Origin of the sequence: Niallia sp. FSL W8-1348 (genome assembly GCF_038006745.1) — a bacterium.
Lineage (GTDB): Bacteria > Bacillota > Bacilli > Bacillales > Cytobacillaceae > Niallia > Niallia alba.
On sequence record NZ_JBBOVV010000001.1, the window covers coordinates 238094 to 254612 of the forward strand.

General features: G+C 36.7%; 16 protein-coding genes. All 16 read right to left on the reverse strand.

The window, feature by feature from the left end; all coding sequences use genetic code 11:
- Positions 1–147: 147 nt before the first annotated feature.
- Entirely contained in the window at positions 148–1194 is a 1047-nt protein-coding gene (asd, locus tag NST60_RS01320; protein ID WP_016201177.1) for an aspartate-semialdehyde dehydrogenase, read from the reverse strand.
- Positions 1195–1405: 211 nt separating this feature from the next.
- Positions 1406–1999 (reverse strand): dipicolinate synthase subunit B, encoded by a 594-nt coding sequence (gene dpaB / locus NST60_RS01325; RefSeq protein ID WP_016201176.1) that lies wholly within the window; start codon positions 1997–1999, stop codon positions 1406–1408.
- 18 nt (positions 2000–2017) lie between these two features.
- Entirely contained in the window at positions 2018–2899 is an 882-nt protein-coding gene (gene dpaA, locus NST60_RS01330; RefSeq protein ID WP_016201175.1) for a dipicolinic acid synthetase subunit A, read from the reverse strand.
- 386 nt (positions 2900–3285) lie between these two features.
- Positions 3286–4521, reverse strand: a complete 1236-nt coding sequence (locus tag NST60_RS01335) for a M16 family metallopeptidase (protein WP_169188386.1) — start codon at positions 4519–4521, stop codon at positions 3286–3288.
- A 256-nt stretch (positions 4522–4777) separates the two neighbouring features.
- Positions 4778–5734 carry a polysaccharide deacetylase family protein gene (locus NST60_RS01340; protein ID WP_169189653.1) on the reverse strand — a complete coding sequence of 319 codons (957 nt, stop codon included), beginning with the start codon at positions 5732–5734 and terminating at the stop codon, positions 4778–4780.
- A gap of 189 nt (positions 5735–5923) precedes the next feature.
- The gene (gene pnp, locus NST60_RS01345; protein ID WP_101730012.1) at positions 5924–8044 is read right to left on the reverse strand and encodes a polyribonucleotide nucleotidyltransferase; all 2121 of its coding nucleotides are present in this window, start codon (positions 8042–8044) and stop codon (positions 5924–5926) included.
- 449 nt (positions 8045–8493) lie between these two features.
- Complete coding sequence (gene rpsO / locus NST60_RS01350) at positions 8494–8763, reverse strand: 30S ribosomal protein S15 (protein ID WP_016201171.1); 270 nt, start codon at positions 8761–8763, stop codon at positions 8494–8496.
- Positions 8764–9015: 252 nt separating this feature from the next.
- Positions 9016–9963 carry a bifunctional riboflavin kinase/FAD synthetase gene (gene ribF, locus NST60_RS01355; RefSeq protein WP_341098019.1) on the reverse strand — a complete coding sequence of 316 codons (948 nt, stop codon included), beginning with the start codon at positions 9961–9963 and terminating at the stop codon, positions 9016–9018.
- An 81-nt stretch (positions 9964–10044) separates the two neighbouring features.
- Positions 10045–10962: a tRNA pseudouridine(55) synthase TruB gene (gene truB, locus NST60_RS01360; RefSeq protein WP_341098020.1), complete on the reverse strand. Its 918-nt coding sequence runs from the start codon at positions 10960–10962 to the stop codon at positions 10045–10047.
- 307 nt (positions 10963–11269) lie between these two features.
- Complete coding sequence (gene rbfA, locus NST60_RS01365; protein WP_016201168.1) at positions 11270–11635, reverse strand: 30S ribosome-binding factor RbfA; 366 nt, start codon at positions 11633–11635, stop codon at positions 11270–11272.
- 21 nt (positions 11636–11656) lie between these two features.
- Complete coding sequence (locus NST60_RS01370) at positions 11657–11938, reverse strand: DUF503 domain-containing protein (protein ID WP_016201167.1); 282 nt, start codon at positions 11936–11938, stop codon at positions 11657–11659.
- Positions 11935–14106, reverse strand: coding sequence for a translation initiation factor IF-2 (gene infB, locus NST60_RS01375; protein ID WP_016201166.1), 2172 nt, complete (start codon positions 14104–14106; stop codon positions 11935–11937). The genes NST60_RS01370 and infB overlap by 4 nt, the downstream gene beginning before the upstream one ends.
- Positions 14107–14125: 19 nt before the next feature.
- The gene (locus NST60_RS01380) at positions 14126–14428 is read right to left on the reverse strand and encodes a YlxQ family RNA-binding protein (RefSeq protein ID WP_016201165.1); all 303 of its coding nucleotides are present in this window, start codon (positions 14426–14428) and stop codon (positions 14126–14128) included.
- Positions 14425–14709 carry an RNase P modulator RnpM gene (rnpM, locus tag NST60_RS01385; protein ID WP_016201164.1) on the reverse strand — a complete coding sequence of 95 codons (285 nt, stop codon included), beginning with the start codon at positions 14707–14709 and terminating at the stop codon, positions 14425–14427. The genes NST60_RS01380 and rnpM overlap by 4 nt, the downstream gene beginning before the upstream one ends.
- Before the next feature lie 11 nt (positions 14710–14720).
- Positions 14721–15854 (reverse strand): transcription termination factor NusA, encoded by a 1134-nt coding sequence (nusA, locus tag NST60_RS01390; RefSeq protein ID WP_016201163.1) that lies wholly within the window; start codon positions 15852–15854, stop codon positions 14721–14723.
- Positions 15855–15943: 89 nt separating this feature from the next.
- A complete protein-coding gene (gene rimP, locus NST60_RS01395; RefSeq protein WP_169189652.1) occupies positions 15944–16417 on the reverse strand; it encodes a ribosome maturation factor RimP in 474 nt (157 codons plus the stop codon).
- Positions 16418–16519 lie beyond the last annotated feature (102 nt).

Genomic DNA, 16519 nt, shown 5'->3' on the forward strand with positions numbered 1-16519 from the left:
TAGATACTTCCTGATATGAAAGACAAGAATTTGGCACGCCAGCCATTGCGGTGTCCAAACTTGTACTTCCTGTATGTAGAAATAATCGAATCTACTTACAGGCACATTCCTGCATTCCATTCTTACAGTCTTGCCTTTCTAAGTTGCTTAAACAAGCTCTAATTTAATTAGACTTTCTGCTATTTGAACAGAGTTCCATGCGGCACCTTTTAATAAATTATCTGAAACTACCCACATATGGAATCCATTTTTCACATCTAAATCTTGACGAATGCGTCCAACAAATACATCGTTGCTTCCAACACAGTCTGCAGGCATTGGATAGATTTGATTATTTGGATCATCTTGAAGCACAATACCAGGTGCATCACCCAGTAATTCTTTTATTTCAGCAACCGTTACTTGATCATTATCTAATTCAAAATAAACAGATTCAGAGTGACCTGTAGCAACTGGAATACGTACACATGTTGCCGCAACTTTTAAGTCATCTGCATGCATGATTTTTTTTGTTTCATTAATCATTTTCATTTCTTCATAAGTGAATCCATTTTCTGTAAACACATCGATTTGCGGAACTGCATTGAAAGCTATTTGGTAATGTTTTTTATCACTTTTCACTGGAAGAATTTTCGCCTCAAACGCTTCGTTATTTAGAATAGCTTGCGTTTGACTATTTAATTCCTCTACTGCAGCTGCGCCTGATCCAGAAACAGCTTGATAAGTAGATACTAATACTTTAGATAGCCCATATTTTTCTTTTAATGGTTGTAAAGCTACAACCATTTGGATAGTAGAACAGTTTGGATTAGCAATAATACCATTATGTTTATGAAGGTCTTCTTCATTTACTTCTGGTACTACTAATGGCACATCTTTATCCATACGGAATGCGCTTGTATTATCAACAACAATCGCTCCATGTCTAACTGCATGTGGAGCAAGGTCCTTCGATACCCCACCGCCTGCGCTAAATAACGCGATATCAATTCCTTTAAAACTATCTGGAGTCGCTTCTTGTACCACAAATTCCTTCTCTTTATAAAGAACTTTTGTCCCTGCTGAACGTTTTGATGACAAAAGAGTTAAGGTTGAAATCGGAAAATCTCTGCTTTCTAATGTTTTAATCATTTGTTGACCAACAGCCCCTGTTGCTCCAACTACTGCTACGTTATATCCTTTTAATTGCTCCATTTAAGGTTCTCCTTCCAAAGGCTTTCTCTAATAATCATAGGCAAGCGTAAAGCGCCGCCTTAAATAATATTATCTATTTTAACATATTCAAGCAGCAATAAAAGAAACTTTTATCAGATTCTTTCAAAAAACACCGATTGGCGCTATGGATTCCCAATTGGATACCGACAAGCGCCATGTTTTATCGGTGAGTTTTCAAAAAATACTCGGATTAATCTAAATACTTTTCCACAATTACTGGTTGAATCTGTTTATATTCTAATGCTGCCTCAATTGTTTCTGCAAGCATAGACATTCTTGCTACCATGGAATTTGGTTTTTTTATTGGATCATCCTGACCAAATGGAATAAAGAAAATATTTTTTGTTGCCATTAAACGCATTAGATTAATGCCGTTTAATCCTAACGCATCATTGGTAGAAATCCCTAAGACAACAGGTTTTTGGTTGCGTAATGTTGCTTTAGCTGCCATTAGCACTGCATTATCTGTCATCGCATTCGCAAATTTACTCATGCTATTTCCTGTTAAAGGTGCAATGATCATACAGTCAAGCGGTGCTTTCGGTCCAAGTGGCTCTGCAGCGACAATACTGTCAATTATGTTCTGCCCCGTTATTTCTTCTATCTTACTAACCCAATCTTTCCCTTTACCGAAACGTGTGTCTGTATTTTTTACATTGCCCGTTACAACTGGTACTACTTCCGCCCCAAGTGATACTAACTTTTCTACTTGCGGTACCACTTCTTCATACGTACAGTGAGACCCAGAAATTCCAAACCCAATTCTTTTTCCTTGTAGACTCATTCTTCTATTCTCCTCTCATTATCGCAGCTGATCTTCTAGTAATTGAGATAGGACATCTGCCAAAATATTCCCGGCTGTTTTTGGCGCTACGATACCTGGTAAACTTGGTGCAAGTAATGCCTTAACCCCTCTTTTTTCAGCATATTGAAAATCCGTTCCGCCTGGTTTAGATGCCAAATCAATTACCAGCGTGTGTAAAGGCATTTTTTCAATGACATCAGAAGTTACGACAAGATGTGGAATCGTATTGATACAAATGTCAATATCTTCGACCGCAATCTTTAAATTATCTAAATGTACAGGAGTTAATCCCATTTCTATAATGCGAGCAATATGTTCACTTTGACTTGCTGCAACCTTCACTTTTGCCCCTAATGCGTGGAAAGTCCTTGCAACACTCATCCCTACACGTCCTAGCCCAAGTACAATTACCTTTGAGCCATGAATCGTTGTATCTGTATGTTGGATTGCCATCATAATCGTACCTTCTACGGTTGGAATGGAATTTAATATTGCTACATCATCTCGATCAAATAATTGAACGAGTTTACGTTTTGTTTCTTTCATTAGCAAACTTAAATATTGATTCGTTATCCCTGAATATACGGTGCAATGCTCTGGGGTTTTTTCTAATATTTCTTTTGTTAAAATAACTTTTTCGTTCGAAAAGATAGTATCGACTTGCCCATTTAGATCTGTTCCTCTAACGGGTAAGATAATAGCATCTATTTCTGAAAAATCTACGTTATCGATTTTTTCTTTTGTAGCCCCAGTGAATGCATGGTCTAATTGCTCGAAGCCGATTAATGAAAGAATTGCTTGTTGTTCCGTTAGTTTTCGAACAATCTCAAGCTGCCTTGCATCACCGCCGATAACCGCGATTTTCATCCCTTTCAGCATGAATATTTCACCTTCTTTTTTTAAAGATCCTATTTTTCATAGCTCGCTACTTCAACATCTTATGTGATTACTCATTATTAGGTGAGTTGTTTAAATTAATTCCACAAAAAGAAGGCTTTCTTCCTTATATAGAACAGAATGAGTGAAAATAATCCATTTTAGAAGTAATTAGTATAGCTAAATATCATTTTTAAGCTAGTTGACTGTAGGGAAGGTGCGAGTCTCCTGAGGGGATTGGCGGAAAATATGAGCCCTCCGAAAGTGAGCATCCTTGAACGAAAAAGCAACCTACTAATGCACAGAGGAATTTTTCTCCACAAAAAAAACTAGGAAACAGAAGTAATTTCTGTTTCCTAGTCCTCATTTAATTTATGTAGCTGTTGTTTTTATAGTGCTTTTGGTAGTTGTCCGTCTGGACTAATTAATGAGACGGAGAATGTGTCGGTGAATATATCATTTGCCATTTGATCGACATCCTCTTTTGTGACACGGTCAATATCGGCAATGATATCATCTAAGGAACGATGCTTACCTAGCAACAGTTCGTTTTTGCCATTTCTGCTCATTCGACTATTTGTGCTCTCCAAGCTTAGCATTAAGCTTCCTTTTAACTGCTCTTTACTATTTAAAAGCTCTTTTTCTGTAATTCCTTCTTTTTTCAAGGTAGTAAGCGTATTTTGAATCGTATCGAATAATTCATCAAGCTGTTTTGCCCCTGTACCACCGTAAATAGTCACGATTCCACTATCTTGGTATGCGGAATGATAAGAGAATACAGAATAAGCCAAGCCTTTCTGTTCACGGACATCTTGAAATAGTCTGCTGCTCATACTGCCACCAAGAATATTATTTAAAGAAACAAGTGTATACATTTTATCATGACCAACTTGTAATCCATTAAAGCCTAGACAAAGATGCGCTTGCTCTGTTTCTTTTTTTCTTGATAAATTATTAGCATGGAAGGAAGGCTTTACTAGCTCTAATTCCGATTTACCTGCTTCATATGTTCCAAAATACTTTTCTACCTCAGCAATAAATGTTTCGGTTATGTTACCCGCAATCGAAATAACGGTGTTTTCCGGGGTATAGTGATTAAACATATACTCTCTTAACGTGTCACCATTAAAGGTAGCTAATGTATCCTCTGTACCTAAAATCGGAAACCCGAGAGGATGTTTATCATAAATTGCCTGACTTAATAAATCATGGACAATATCATCGGGCGTATCATCATACATTTTAATTTCTTCACAAACAACATTTTTTTCTTTCTTTAACTCTTCTTCGTCAAAAGTAGAATTAAAATACATATCTGCTAGTACTTCTAAAGCCATATCCGCATGAGTATCTAGCACTTTTGCATAATAGCAAGTATATTCCTTTGAAGTAAAAGCATTTACTTGACCACCAATACTATCAAATGATTCTGCTATTTCTCTAGCGCTGCGTGTTTTTGTTCCTTTAAAAAACATATGCTCTAAAAAATGGGATACACCATTATTTTGTTCATCTTCTTTCCGAGACCCTGTACCAATCCATACGCCAATAGCAACAGAGCGAACGGTCGGAATGTTCTCCAATACGATTCTTACTCCATTTTGGCAAGTATATCTTTTGATCAATTATGTTCCTCCTGTTCTTCTACCATGTTGTAAAAAATAGTTGCGACTGCTAGTATATCTTATTCCTCTTGTTTTTTACAAAACATTGTTTGAATATAATAATAACATATAACAGTTTTAAATATGAAATAGCGCATATTCCCCTATTAAACGCAATGATATCAATATTTTCAATGTTTTTTTGTTTTTCTATTAGGGGCAATCCCCTTACAAAAACGTTTTCTTCTTATAGAATACTATAAGATGGGCCGAACTACTATTTTTTTGTATTAAAGCTTTCTCTTTCTTCACTAAGCATGTCACTGACGGTATCGATTTTATACCCCTTTTTATCAATTTCAATAATTAGTCGTTCAAGACTGTTAGTGGTAACCTCTGTTGGATGCATAAGAATGAGCGCTCCATTATGGATTTTTCCTAGTACTCTTTGGAGTAAAGTATCTGGACTCGGTTTTTGCCAATCAATCGTATCTACAGACCATATTACTGTTTTAAGGTTCTGCTGATCGGCAATTTTTACTACCTCATTATTAAAATACCCACTTGGTGGCGCTAATAATGTGACTTGCTCTCCAGTTGTTGCTTCAATGACATCATTTGTCTTTACTATTTCCTCGTGAATCTTACTGCTACTAATTTTACTCATATCCGGATGCGTATAGGAATGATTTCCGAGCTCATGCCCTGCTTCTGCGATCATTTTTGCAAGGTCTGGGTTTTTCTGGACCCATCTGCCCTCTAAGAAAAAGCTGGCTTTGACATGATGCTTTTTCAAAGTTGCTAATATATCAGGTAAAAATTCGTTCCCCCATGCTACATTTATAATAAAGCTTACCATTTCTTTATCTGGATTTCCTTTATATACAGGAGCAGGTGGTAAATCATTTAATGTAATATCTGGTTTCACTTGCTTAAAGACTAATTTTTGTTCATCGAATTTCCCCTCTTTTTTCATATTCTTGTAAGAGGCATCCACATCGACTTTTAGCCCATTTAAGCCAGGAATTGCTTTCCATACAGGATCTAATTTTGCATCAATCGGTTTCTTCTCATAGTCTTTCGCTTTTTCACTAATCGTTGTGTATAAGGAATTATTTGTTGTGACCGCAACCGAATTTTCTTGTAAAGTACTAACATATGAATCAGCTAAAGGATTATTAACTAAAAACCAAGAGATAACAAGAATCCCTACTAATGGAACTAATTTCTTCATCACCTTTTCCCCTCCTAGTTACTACAATATGATAATAAAGGACAAGGTAGAACGTTGAACTATGGACTTTAGCTTATCCTTATTCTCTATTATTTTGTTCAAGATGTTCCTTTTCATTCCACAAAAAAAAGTGCCTGATAAAAAAACAATAGCAGTTTTTTTATCAGGCACTTTTATTTTGTATTTCAATTAGTTTTTAGCATTCTCTGCTTGCTCTTTTTGTTCTTTTAAAACCGCTTTGCGTGATAGGTTAACTCTTCCTTGTTTATCGATTTCTGTTACTTTCACAAAGATTTCATCACCGATGGCTACAACGTCTTCTACTTTGCCAATTCTTTCTTCAGCAAGTTCAGAAATATGAACAAGTCCATCTTTTCCGTTGAAGATTTCAACGAATGCACCGAATTTCTCGATTCGTTTTACTTTACCAAGGTACATTTGTCCGACAACTACTTCACGAACAATATCTTCAATAATTTGTTTTGCTTTGTTATTCATTTCATCATCAACGGAAGAAATGAACACTGTACCATCTTGCTCAATATCAATTTTCACGCCAGTTTCTTCAATGATTTTATTGATTTGTTTTCCGCTTGGTCCAATAACATCACGAATTTTGTCTGGGTTAATAGACATCATTAAGATTTTTGGTGCATAAGAAGATAAAGATTCTCTAGGTGTATTAATTGTTGCCATCATGGAATCTAAAATTTGCATACGACCAATTTTTGCTTGTTGTAGTGCCTCTTCTAAAATTTCACGAGATAATCCATCAATTTTAATGTCCATTTGAAGTGCTGTTACCCCTTTAGAAGTACCAGCTACTTTAAAGTCCATATCTCCTAAATGATCTTCCATTCCTTGAATGTCTGTTAAAATACTGTAATGTTCACCAGATTTAATCAGACCCATTGCAATACCAGCAACTGGTGCTTTAATTGGCACCCCAGCATCCATCATTGCAAGTGTACTTGCACAAATACTCGCCTGTGATGTAGAACCATTGGATTCTAATACTTCTGATACAAGACGAATTGTATATGGGAAGTCTTTTTCAGAAGGAATGATCGGTTCTAATGCTCTTTCCCCTAATGCACCATGACCGATTTCTCTTCGTCCAGGTCCACGCATTGGTCCTGTTTCACCAACACTGAAGTTAGGGAAATTATAGTGATGCATGAAACGTTTTTCTTCTTCTACACCAAGACCGTCCAATATTTGTACATCCCCTAAAGCGCCTAATGTACAAATACTCAAAGCTTGCGTTTGTCCACGAGTGAACAGACCAGAACCATGTGTTCTTGGTAATAAATGAACTTCAGAAGATAGTGGGCGAATTTCTTCTAATCCACGTCCGTCTGGGCGAACTTTATCTTCTGTAATTAAACGACGAACTTCATTTTTCACTAATTTATCTAAAATTGCTTTCACTTGCTTTAATTCTTCATCTTCTGTTTCTTCTGCTTCATACTTCGCAATAACAGAATTTTTTACTTCTTTAATAGCTGCTTCACGAGCATGCTTTTCTTGTACACGAATCGCATTTAGCATTTCGTTTTCACATAGTGCGCGCACATCTGCTTCGATGTCTTTATCCAATTCGTATAGTACAACTTCCATTTTCTCTTTGCCAATCTCTTCAGCAATTTTTTCTTGGAATGCGATTAAGCGTTTAATCTCATCATGACCAAACACAATTGCTTCAAGCATTACTTCCTCTGGTACTTCATCTGCACCAGCTTCAACCATGTTGATTGCATCCTTTGTTCCTGCAACAGCAAGGTTAATATCACTTTTTTCTGCTTGCTCTACTGTTGGATTGATAACAAATTCGCCATCGATTCTTCCTACATATACTCCAGCGATTGGTCCACCAAATGGAATATCGGAAACAGATAATGCTAGAGATGATCCAAACATTGCTGCCATTTCAGATGTACAATCTTGATCCACACTCATTACTAAGCTGACTACTTGAACTTCATTACGGAAGCCATCAGCAAATAATGGTCGAATTGGTCTATCGATTAAACGACTTGCAAGAATGGCTCTTTCACTTGGACGTCCTTCTCTTTTAATGAAACCGCCTGGGATCTTACCAACTGCATATAGGCGTTCTTCATAGTTTACTGTTAATGGAAAGAAGTCTAAGTTTTTCGGTTCTTTTGAAGCAGTAGCTGTGCTTAATACAGCAGTATCACCATATCGTACGAGCACTGCACCATTTGCTTGTTTTGCTAATTGTCCAATTTCGACTGTAAGCTTTCTTCCAGCCCAGTCAATGGAATAGACATGCTTATCTTGTCCCATTCATAAACCCCTCTCTACTCATTCACTTCATGGAGGTTTCCGGCTAAAAAGTACTACCTAAAACCTACGTTATTTCATAAAATGGCTGTTTTCGTAAAGTTTGTTGCGATTACCCGCAGCCGGAATACACTTCGCTTTCCGTGGGGCGAAGCTTAAGCCTCCTCAGCTTCGCCTCCGGGGTCTCAGACTGTCTCACTAATTCCACAGGAGTCTACGTGCATTCCGGCTGCTCCAATTTTCCAACTAATTCTTTTTTTATTGCAAAAACAATAATCCATTAGAAAACAGCCTATAAAATAAAGAATACTTTACCTAAATTTCTCTTCTACTAGTATACACATTTTATGTAACTAAAAAACGAAATTAATTTATGTAATCTATAGAAACCATATGTTAGATTCGCATTTATTTACAATAAAAAAGCGGGAAAAATATCCCGCTTTTTTTAACTATCTACGTAGACCAAGTTTGTTAATTAAAACACGGTAACGTTGAACGTCTTTATTACGTAGGTAAGTTAAAAGATTACGACGTCTACCTACCATTTTCAAAAGACCACGACGTGAGTGATGATCCTTTTTATGCGTACGTAAATGTTCATTCAAGTTATTGATTGACTCAGTAAGGACAGCGATTTGAACTTCTGGAGATCCAGTATCGTTCTCATGCGTTTTGTACTCATTGATAAGTTCGTTTTTACGTTCTTGAGTGATTGCCATCCTGTTTCACCTCCTAATTCTATTACACTAATCCCCATTTACCGAGCAAAACGTTGGTGATTCGATTTGCCAAGCAAAGGTTGTTTTTAGTACGTCTTTAAGAATACCTGTTTTCGTGTGAAAAATCAAGATAAAAGCTATTATTTTTCAAAATAAAGTAATACCATCACGAATCTTTCAAATTTCTACGTTGGGATATATTTCATAGTATTGCCAATTTTCTTCTGAATTATAACTAGTATTTTCTTATGTCTATTGTGCTTTATCGTAAAAATAGTGTAAGGCGGTTTGCTTATCTTTTTCGATTTGGGCTATTAGTTCGTCGATTCCGTTAAATTTCTGTTCGCTTCTAATTCTTTTATGCCATTCGACCGTAACAGAATGACCGTAAATGTCTTGATGGAAGTCAAAAATATGAACTTCGATACTGGCATTCTTCTTTTCTGGATGAAAAGTTGGTTTTGTCCCTAAATTGCATACTCCTTCATACCATTGATTATTTACAAGTAACTTTACTGCATATACACCAAGGGGCGGTAAAATAACATCACTTGCTGGCTTCACGTTTGCGGTTGGAAAACCAATTGTTCTTCCACGCTTATCGCCATGAATGACAGTACCATTAATCGTATAATATCTGCCTAATAGAGCAGGAACTTTTTCCATATCACCATTATTAATAAGCGAACGAATTAAGGTCGAACTTACTTTTTCTCCTCCAAATGTTTCTTTGCCAATAATGGTTGTTTCGTATTTACCACGAGAATGCTCAGAAAGTGTTTCCGCTGTTCCTTGCGCTTTCTGCCCATAAGTGTAATCAAACCCTGCTATTACATGCTTTACATTTAAGTCAATTAAGTACAAATCAACAAATTCTTGTGGTGGTAAACTAGCAAATTCAATTGTAAAATCAACAATAAATAAATAATCAATACCTAATTTCGCTAATTGTTCTACCTTAGATTCAAAAGAAGTTAAGTAGTCTACTTTTTTTGTTTTTCCACCAAGTACGATGGATGGATGAGGATCAAATGTCATAACTGCACTGCTCCATCCATTTTGATCAGCTACTTTTTTTGCTTCGCCTATTACTTTTTGGTGGCCAAGATGTACTCCATCAAAGGAACCTAACGCGATGGAAATTGGTGGATAATCATGCTCTTTATTTCTTTCTGAATGATTTATTCTTACTATCTTCATTATGCTACTCACCTTTTCTAGCTCAAATTTCTTTATTTGCTTTGCCAAACTTTCTTTTCAAGGTGTACGAAGCATCAATTCTTACTCCAAGATTTTTAATATTTTGGACGGTTTAATTAATCCTTTTTTTGTTGGATGCTGAATGTATATGGCTAACGCTTCCCCTAATGTTGTTTGAATGACAATTGGCTCCTGTTCATCCAATAAATGAGCAGGAGCTTCTAATACCGATCCATTTCGTACCTTCAAAGCTAATGTATCATTTATTTCATATTTCGGCAAATGTAAAAGCGCCTCTTCTATAGGATAAATATGCTTGTCGAGAACTCCTTTTTCTATATATTCCTCTAGTTCATCGAAGGTCACACACTCTTTCTCCGTAAATGCCGCTGAACGTGTTCGACACAAATCTGACATATGAGCAGGATATCCTAATTTTTCTCCGATCATCACAGCAAGGGTTCTAATATATGTCCCCTTACTACAGCTAACTTTAAAACGGAATGATACAGTATCCCCCTTTAATTCTTTCCATTCCTCTATTAATTCTAACGAGTAAATGTTTACTTGTCTGGAGGGACGTTCAATCACTAGCCCTTGTCTTGCGTATTCATAAAGCCTTCTTCCATTTACCTTAACAGCAGAATACATCGGTGGTGTTTGCGTAATAGTTCCCGTTAAATCATTTAAGATTCCTTCTATTCTATCTCTAGTGACTGTTTCTGTTACTTTCTTTTCCTCTACTTTTTCTCCAGAACGATCTTCGGTTGTAGTGGAGTAACCAATTGTTACCTCCCCAACGTATTCTTTGCCTGCATCTGTTATGTATTCCGCTACTTTCGTTGCCCTACCTAAACAGATTGGCAATACACCCGTTACATCAGGATCCAGTGTTCCAGTATGGCCAATTCTTTTCATATGTAAAATCTTTCGTAACCGAAAAACGCAATCATGAGAAGTAAGCCCCTTAGGCTTCCATAACGGTAAAATTCCTTCCATATATCTCATCCTTTATTCATTTATAAATTAAATAATTAATGCGAAAATAGATCTTGCTCTTTACTTGTAATGTCATTTAAAATTCTGAGTTGATTGTAGTGGGAGGGAACTTGACTCCTGCGGGAGATGAGGGAAATGAGAGACCCCAAGGAGGCTCTCATCCCTCCCCGCGGAAAGCAAGTTCCTGGAACGGAAATCAACGGGCTTTGTTCTAAAGTTAACTTTATTCAAGCCTCTATAAAAAACTCCTATCGTCCATATCCATAACCATGGAAAAAGTCCGATAGGAGCATATTTTTACATCATCTTATTTTTCGTCGTTACTAGACGGATTTTCTTTTGCGATTTGATGCAATAATGTATCAATTCTATTTCCGTAATCTATCGACTCATCAAATTCAAACGTAATTTCTGGGGTTTTGCGTAAACGAATTCGTTGTCCTATTTCAGAACGAATAAAGCCTTTCGCTTTTGCTAGCCCTTTTAATGTGTTCTCACGTTGTTCTTGATCGCCAAGTACGGAAATATACACAGTTGCTTGTTGAAGATCACCAGTAACATTCACATCTGTAACTGTTACGAAACCAATGCGAGGATCTTTTATCTTACGACTAATAATCTCGCCTAGTTCCTTCTTCATTTGTTCACCAACACGATTTGGTCTTAGACTCATCGCGCAATTCACCTCATTTTTTTAAAGCCATTCTATATCTGTAATGGTTCTCTCTATTTCCGGAAAAGAATCGATAAACTGCTGTGTTTGTTGCAACACGCCTTCTGCAGAAACACGGACGGAAGCAACAGTAACAATTGCAAGCTTTGTTCTTTGCCAAGTATCTTGATACTCGACTTCTGAAATAGAGATATTAAATTTTTGTTTTAAGCGGGTCATAATTCTTTGCAGAACCGCCCGCTTTTCTTTTAATGAGTGGGCATCATAAATGATGCATTCCACTGTCATTAAACCAACAATCATTTACGCTCAATTTCTTCCATTACGTATGCTTCAATTACATCGCCTTCTTTAACATCATTAAAGTTTTTGATTGTAATACCACATTCGTAACCTTGAGCTACTTCTTTTGCATCGTCTTTGAAACGTTTTAAGGCATCGATTTCCCCTTCGAAAATAACAACACCGTCACGGATTAAGCGAATTCCGCTATCTCTTGTAATTTTCCCGTCCGTTACGTATGAACCTGCAATTGTACCGATTTTAGAAACTTTGAATGTTTGACGAATTTCAGCCTGACCAATAATTTTTTCTTGGAACTCAGGATCAAGCATTCCTTTCATCGCTGCTTCAATTTCTTCAATTACTTTATAAATAATACGGTGTAAGCGTACATCTACTTCTTCAGCGTCTGCAGCTCTTTTCGCATTTACATCTGGACGCACGTTAAATCCGATTACAATTGCATTTGATGCTGCTGCAAGTGTAATATCTGACTCATTAATTGCCCCTACACCAGTATGAATGATTTTAACGTTAACACCTTCTACTTCTATTTTATATAGAGCGGCAGCTAACGCTTCTGCTGAACCTTGAACATCGGCTTTAAGAACGATGTTAATATCTTTCATTTCCCCTTGTTTCATGTGTTCAAACAGGTTGTCTAAGCTGATTCTTGTTTTTTCTGATCTTTGAGCTTGAATGGCTTGAGTAGAACGAGCTTCCCCGATTTGTCTTGCTGTTTTCTCATCATTGAAAACAACGAAGCGGTCACCAGCTTGAGGAACTTCATTTAATCCTGTAATTTCTACTGGAGTAGATGGTCCAGCTGTTTTCACACGTCTACCTAAATCATTTACCATCGCACGAACACGACCAAATGTATTACCAACTACAATAGGGTCACCAATGTTTAGCGTTCCGTTTTGAACAAGCAATGTTGCCACAGAACCTTTCCCTTTATCTAGCTGTGCTTCAATAACAGTACCTACAGCGTTACGTTTTGGATTTGCTTTATATTCTTCTACTTCACTTACTAGAAGGATCATTTCAAGTAATGAATCAATACCTTCTCCAGTTAACGCGGAAAGTGGAACAAAGATAGTTTCCCCACCCCAAGCTTCCGGTACTAATCCATGTTCTGTTAATTCTTGCATTACACGGTCAGGATTTGCTGTTGGTTTATCCATTTTATTGACTGCAACAATAATTGGAACTTCAGCGGCTTTCGCATGGTTGATTGCTTCAATTGTTTGTGGCATTACTCCATCGTCTGCAGCGACAACAAGAATCGTGATATCAGTAATTTTTGCACCACGTGCACGCATTGTTGTAAAGGCTGCGTGTCCAGGTGTATCAAGGAATGTAATTTTCTTACCATTTTCCTCGATTTGATATGCACCAATATGCTGTGTAATTCCACCAGCTTCTCCTGCTGTTACTTTTGTATTACGAATGCTATCAAGTAATGTTGTTTTCCCATGGTCAACGTGTCCCATAATTGTAACAACAGACGGACGCTCTACTAATTCTGCGTTCTCATCATCTGTAAAGTATACTTCTAGATCGGTTGTGTCGATTTTCACTTCTTCTTCGACTTCAACACCGTAATCTGTACAGATTAATTCAATTGCATCCTTATCTAACTCCTGGTTGATTGTTGCCATTACACCAAGAAGGAATAATTTTTTAATGATTTCAGATGGTTCACGATGCAATTTTTTTGCTAATTCAGCAACTGTCAAAGACTCGCTGAATGTAATTTTTTCCGGTAATTCTTTTTCTTTTTTCGGAGCTGGAGGTGCAACTGGAGCAGCATTTTGCTTCCCTTTGCGATTATTGTTGTTTCTATTCTTATTGTTGTTATTATTAGTTTTTGGTTTATTAAAACCTGGTTTATTATCTTTAGTATTTTTCACAGATTGATTTACTTTCCCCTTTTCAGCCATTTCATCGCTTTCTTTTTCATACTCGTCCGCGATATTTTTAGCAGCCGCTTTTTGAGCCGGTGCTTTTGGCTTATTTTCTTCACTCTTTTTATTATATACACTATCCAATTTTTTAATTGCGTCCTCTTCCAATGTTGTCATATGGTTTGAGACTTCTACATTCATCTCTTTTAATTTAGCAATAACATCCTTGCTTGAAATGTTATATTGTTTTGCGTATTCGTATACTCGCACTTTACTCATCATTTCACCCCCGCTAGAATTAATCGAGCAGCGTTAAAAGTTTTTTTGCAAATCCATTATCCAAAACAGCGACAACCACTCTTTGCTCTTTCCCTATTGCTTTCCCTAGGATTTCCCTATTTGAAACAAGCTTCACTGGTACTTTATAGGAACGACATTTATCGGTGATTTTTTTTGTCGTGTTTTGTGATGCATCTTCCGATAATAATATTAGTTTTGCATTACCGCTTCTAATTTCTTTTACGGTCAATTCCTCACCTGAGGTTATTTTCCGTGCTCGATTTGCTAAGCCAAGTAATGACATCCACTTGTTATCGTTCATTTGGATTGTCTTTGCTCCTTATCTATTAGTTCTAACAGCTCATCGTAAACAGTATCATCTACTGTCACTTCAAGCTGGTTAGAAAGAATATTCTTCTTCTTGGCTAATAGTACTGCTTCTTTGTCCAATGAAAGATATGCTCCTCGACCGGATTTTTTTCCCGTTAAATCGACGGATACAACCCCTTCTTTGGAACGAACGATGCGAACTAGTTCTTTTTTCGGCTTCATTTCACCGGTAGCAACACATTTACGCATTGGTACTTTTCTTGGTTTGTTCACACACATTCACCTCAAATCTCGAAATCTTCCGTGCTCAAACGGAAATCATCCTCTTCGTCTGCCTCATCATCAAATTTAATCAATGAATTTTCAGTTGGATATATTCCAGCCTCTCTTGCTTCTGATTCAGATTTGATATCAATTTTCCAGCCAGTAAGCTTCGCTGCTAAGCGTGCATTTTGGCCTCTTTTACCGATTGCCAATGATAATTGATAATCGGGAACAATAACAGTTGTTGCTTTTTCTTCTTCGTTTACAATAACTTCTAGTACTTTCGAAGGACTTAAGGCATTCGCAACAAATACTGTTGGATCACTTGACCACTTAACAATATCAATCTTTTCCCCTTTTAACTCATTCACAATCGTCTGCACACGAGTTCCTTTAGGACCTACGCAAGAACCTACTGGATCTACTTCTTCATTATCAGAATGAACGGAAATCTTTGAACGATCTCCAGCTTCACGCGCAACTGATTTTATTTCTACTGTTCCATCATAGATTTCAGGAACTTCCATCTCAAACAATCTTTTCAGTAGACCAGGATGTGTTCTAGATACAAAGATTTGTGGACCTTTTGTTGTCTTTTCCACTTTTGTTAAGAAAACCTTAATGCGATCATGTGGTTTATAATGCTCATTTGGCATTTGTTCATTTGTAGGTAAAATTGCTTCAATTTTACCTAAGCTGACATAAATGAATTTACTGTCTTGACGTTGAACAATCCCTGTCATAATATCTTCTTCGCGATCGATAAATTCAGAATAAATAATTCCTCTTTCAGCTTCGCGAACTCGTTGTGTAACTACTTGTTTCGCAGTTTGTGCTGCAATACGTCCAAAATCTTTTGGTGTAACTTCTAGTTCAACAACATCTTCTACTTCATAGTTCGGATTAATTTTTTGTGCATCTTCCAAAGAAATTTCAAGACGTGGATCAAATACCTCATCAACTACTTCTTTTCTCGCAAATACACGCATGGACCCTGCACCTAAATTCAAATCAATTCGTACGTTTTGTGCCTGGTTAAAATTACGGCGATAAGCAGAGATCAATGCTGCTTCAATTGCATCCATGATCACTTCTCGCGATATTCCTTTTTCTTTTTCAAGTAACACTAGAGCATCAACTAATTCACTGCTCATGAGCGTGTATCCCCCTTTATTCTCTTTTATCAAAAATTATTGATCATTGTAAAGAAGCTGTCATAAGCTGTCTCATTTGATCTTTATAATTAGGAAAAACTAACAGCAAGTCTTGCTTTTGCCACTTTTTCATATGGAATTTCAATCGTTTTCTTTCTAGTCTTAATTTTGACTTCGACTGTCACTGATTTCCCATCAAAAGCTGTTAAGATTCCTTCAAATGTTTTTTCCTTTTCAATTGGTTCATATGTTTTAATATAAACATTTTTCCCAATCGCTTTTTCGAAGTCTTTGTCTTTTTTCAATGGTCGTTCTGCTCCAGGTGAAGAAACCTCAAGAAAATAGTTCTCTGAAATCGGATCGACTTCATCTAACTTCTCACTTAGTTTTTCACTAACGACTGCACATTCATCAATATCTACACCAGTTTCTTTGTCAATATATACACGTAAAAACCAGTTTGGTCCCTCTTTTACATATTCGACATCTACTAATTCTAAGTGTAGTTCATCTAAAATGGGATGTACCATTTCTTCGACTATTTCTGTTACTTTGCTCAAAATTTTTCCCTCCTTAAGCAAGGAACCTTATTATGTTTTTAGAGTCAACTTAGCAAACTAAAATATGTACACTTGTTGCTCATCCATCAATTTGTGCGATAATAT

What these genes read in the sequence shown, in the direction of transcription:
- asd (WP_016201177.1), bottom strand. Translation starts at nt 1,194, where the DNA reads ATGGAGCAATTAAAAGGATATAACGTAGCAGTAGTTGGAGCAACAGGG.
- NST60_RS01370 (WP_016201167.1), bottom strand. Translation starts at nt 11,938, where the DNA reads ATGATTGTTGGTTTAATGACAGTGGAATGCATCATTTATGATGCCCAC.
- NST60_RS01380 (WP_016201165.1), bottom strand. Translation starts at nt 14,428, where the DNA reads ATGAACGATAACAAGTGGATGTCATTACTTGGCTTAGCAAATCGAGCA.
- dpaB (WP_016201176.1), bottom strand. Translation starts at nt 1,999, where the DNA reads ATGAGTCTACAAGGAAAAAGAATTGGGTTTGGAATTTCTGGGTCTCAC.
- rpsO (WP_016201171.1), bottom strand. Translation starts at nt 8,763, where the DNA reads ATGGCAATCACTCAAGAACGTAAAAACGAACTTATCAATGAGTACAAA.
- rbfA (WP_016201168.1), bottom strand. Translation starts at nt 11,635, where the DNA reads ATGAGTCTAAGACCAAATCGTGTTGGTGAACAAATGAAGAAGGAACTA.
- infB (WP_016201166.1), bottom strand. Translation starts at nt 14,106, where the DNA reads ATGAGTAAAGTGCGAGTATACGAATACGCAAAACAATATAACATTTCA.
- nusA (WP_016201163.1), bottom strand. Translation starts at nt 15,854, where the DNA reads ATGAGCAGTGAATTAGTTGATGCTCTAGTGTTACTTGAAAAAGAAAAA.
- ribF (WP_341098019.1), bottom strand. Translation starts at nt 9,963, where the DNA reads ATGAAGATAGTAAGAATAAATCATTCAGAAAGAAATAAAGAGCATGAT.
- pnp (WP_101730012.1), bottom strand. Translation starts at nt 8,044, where the DNA reads ATGGGACAAGATAAGCATGTCTATTCCATTGACTGGGCTGGAAGAAAG.
- NST60_RS01340 (WP_169189653.1), bottom strand. Translation starts at nt 5,734, where the DNA reads ATGAAGAAATTAGTTCCATTAGTAGGGATTCTTGTTATCTCTTGGTTT.
- truB (WP_341098020.1), bottom strand. Translation starts at nt 10,962, where the DNA reads ATGGAAGGAATTTTACCGTTATGGAAGCCTAAGGGGCTTACTTCTCAT.
- dpaA (WP_016201175.1), bottom strand. Translation starts at nt 2,899, where the DNA reads ATGCTGAAAGGGATGAAAATCGCGGTTATCGGCGGTGATGCAAGGCAG.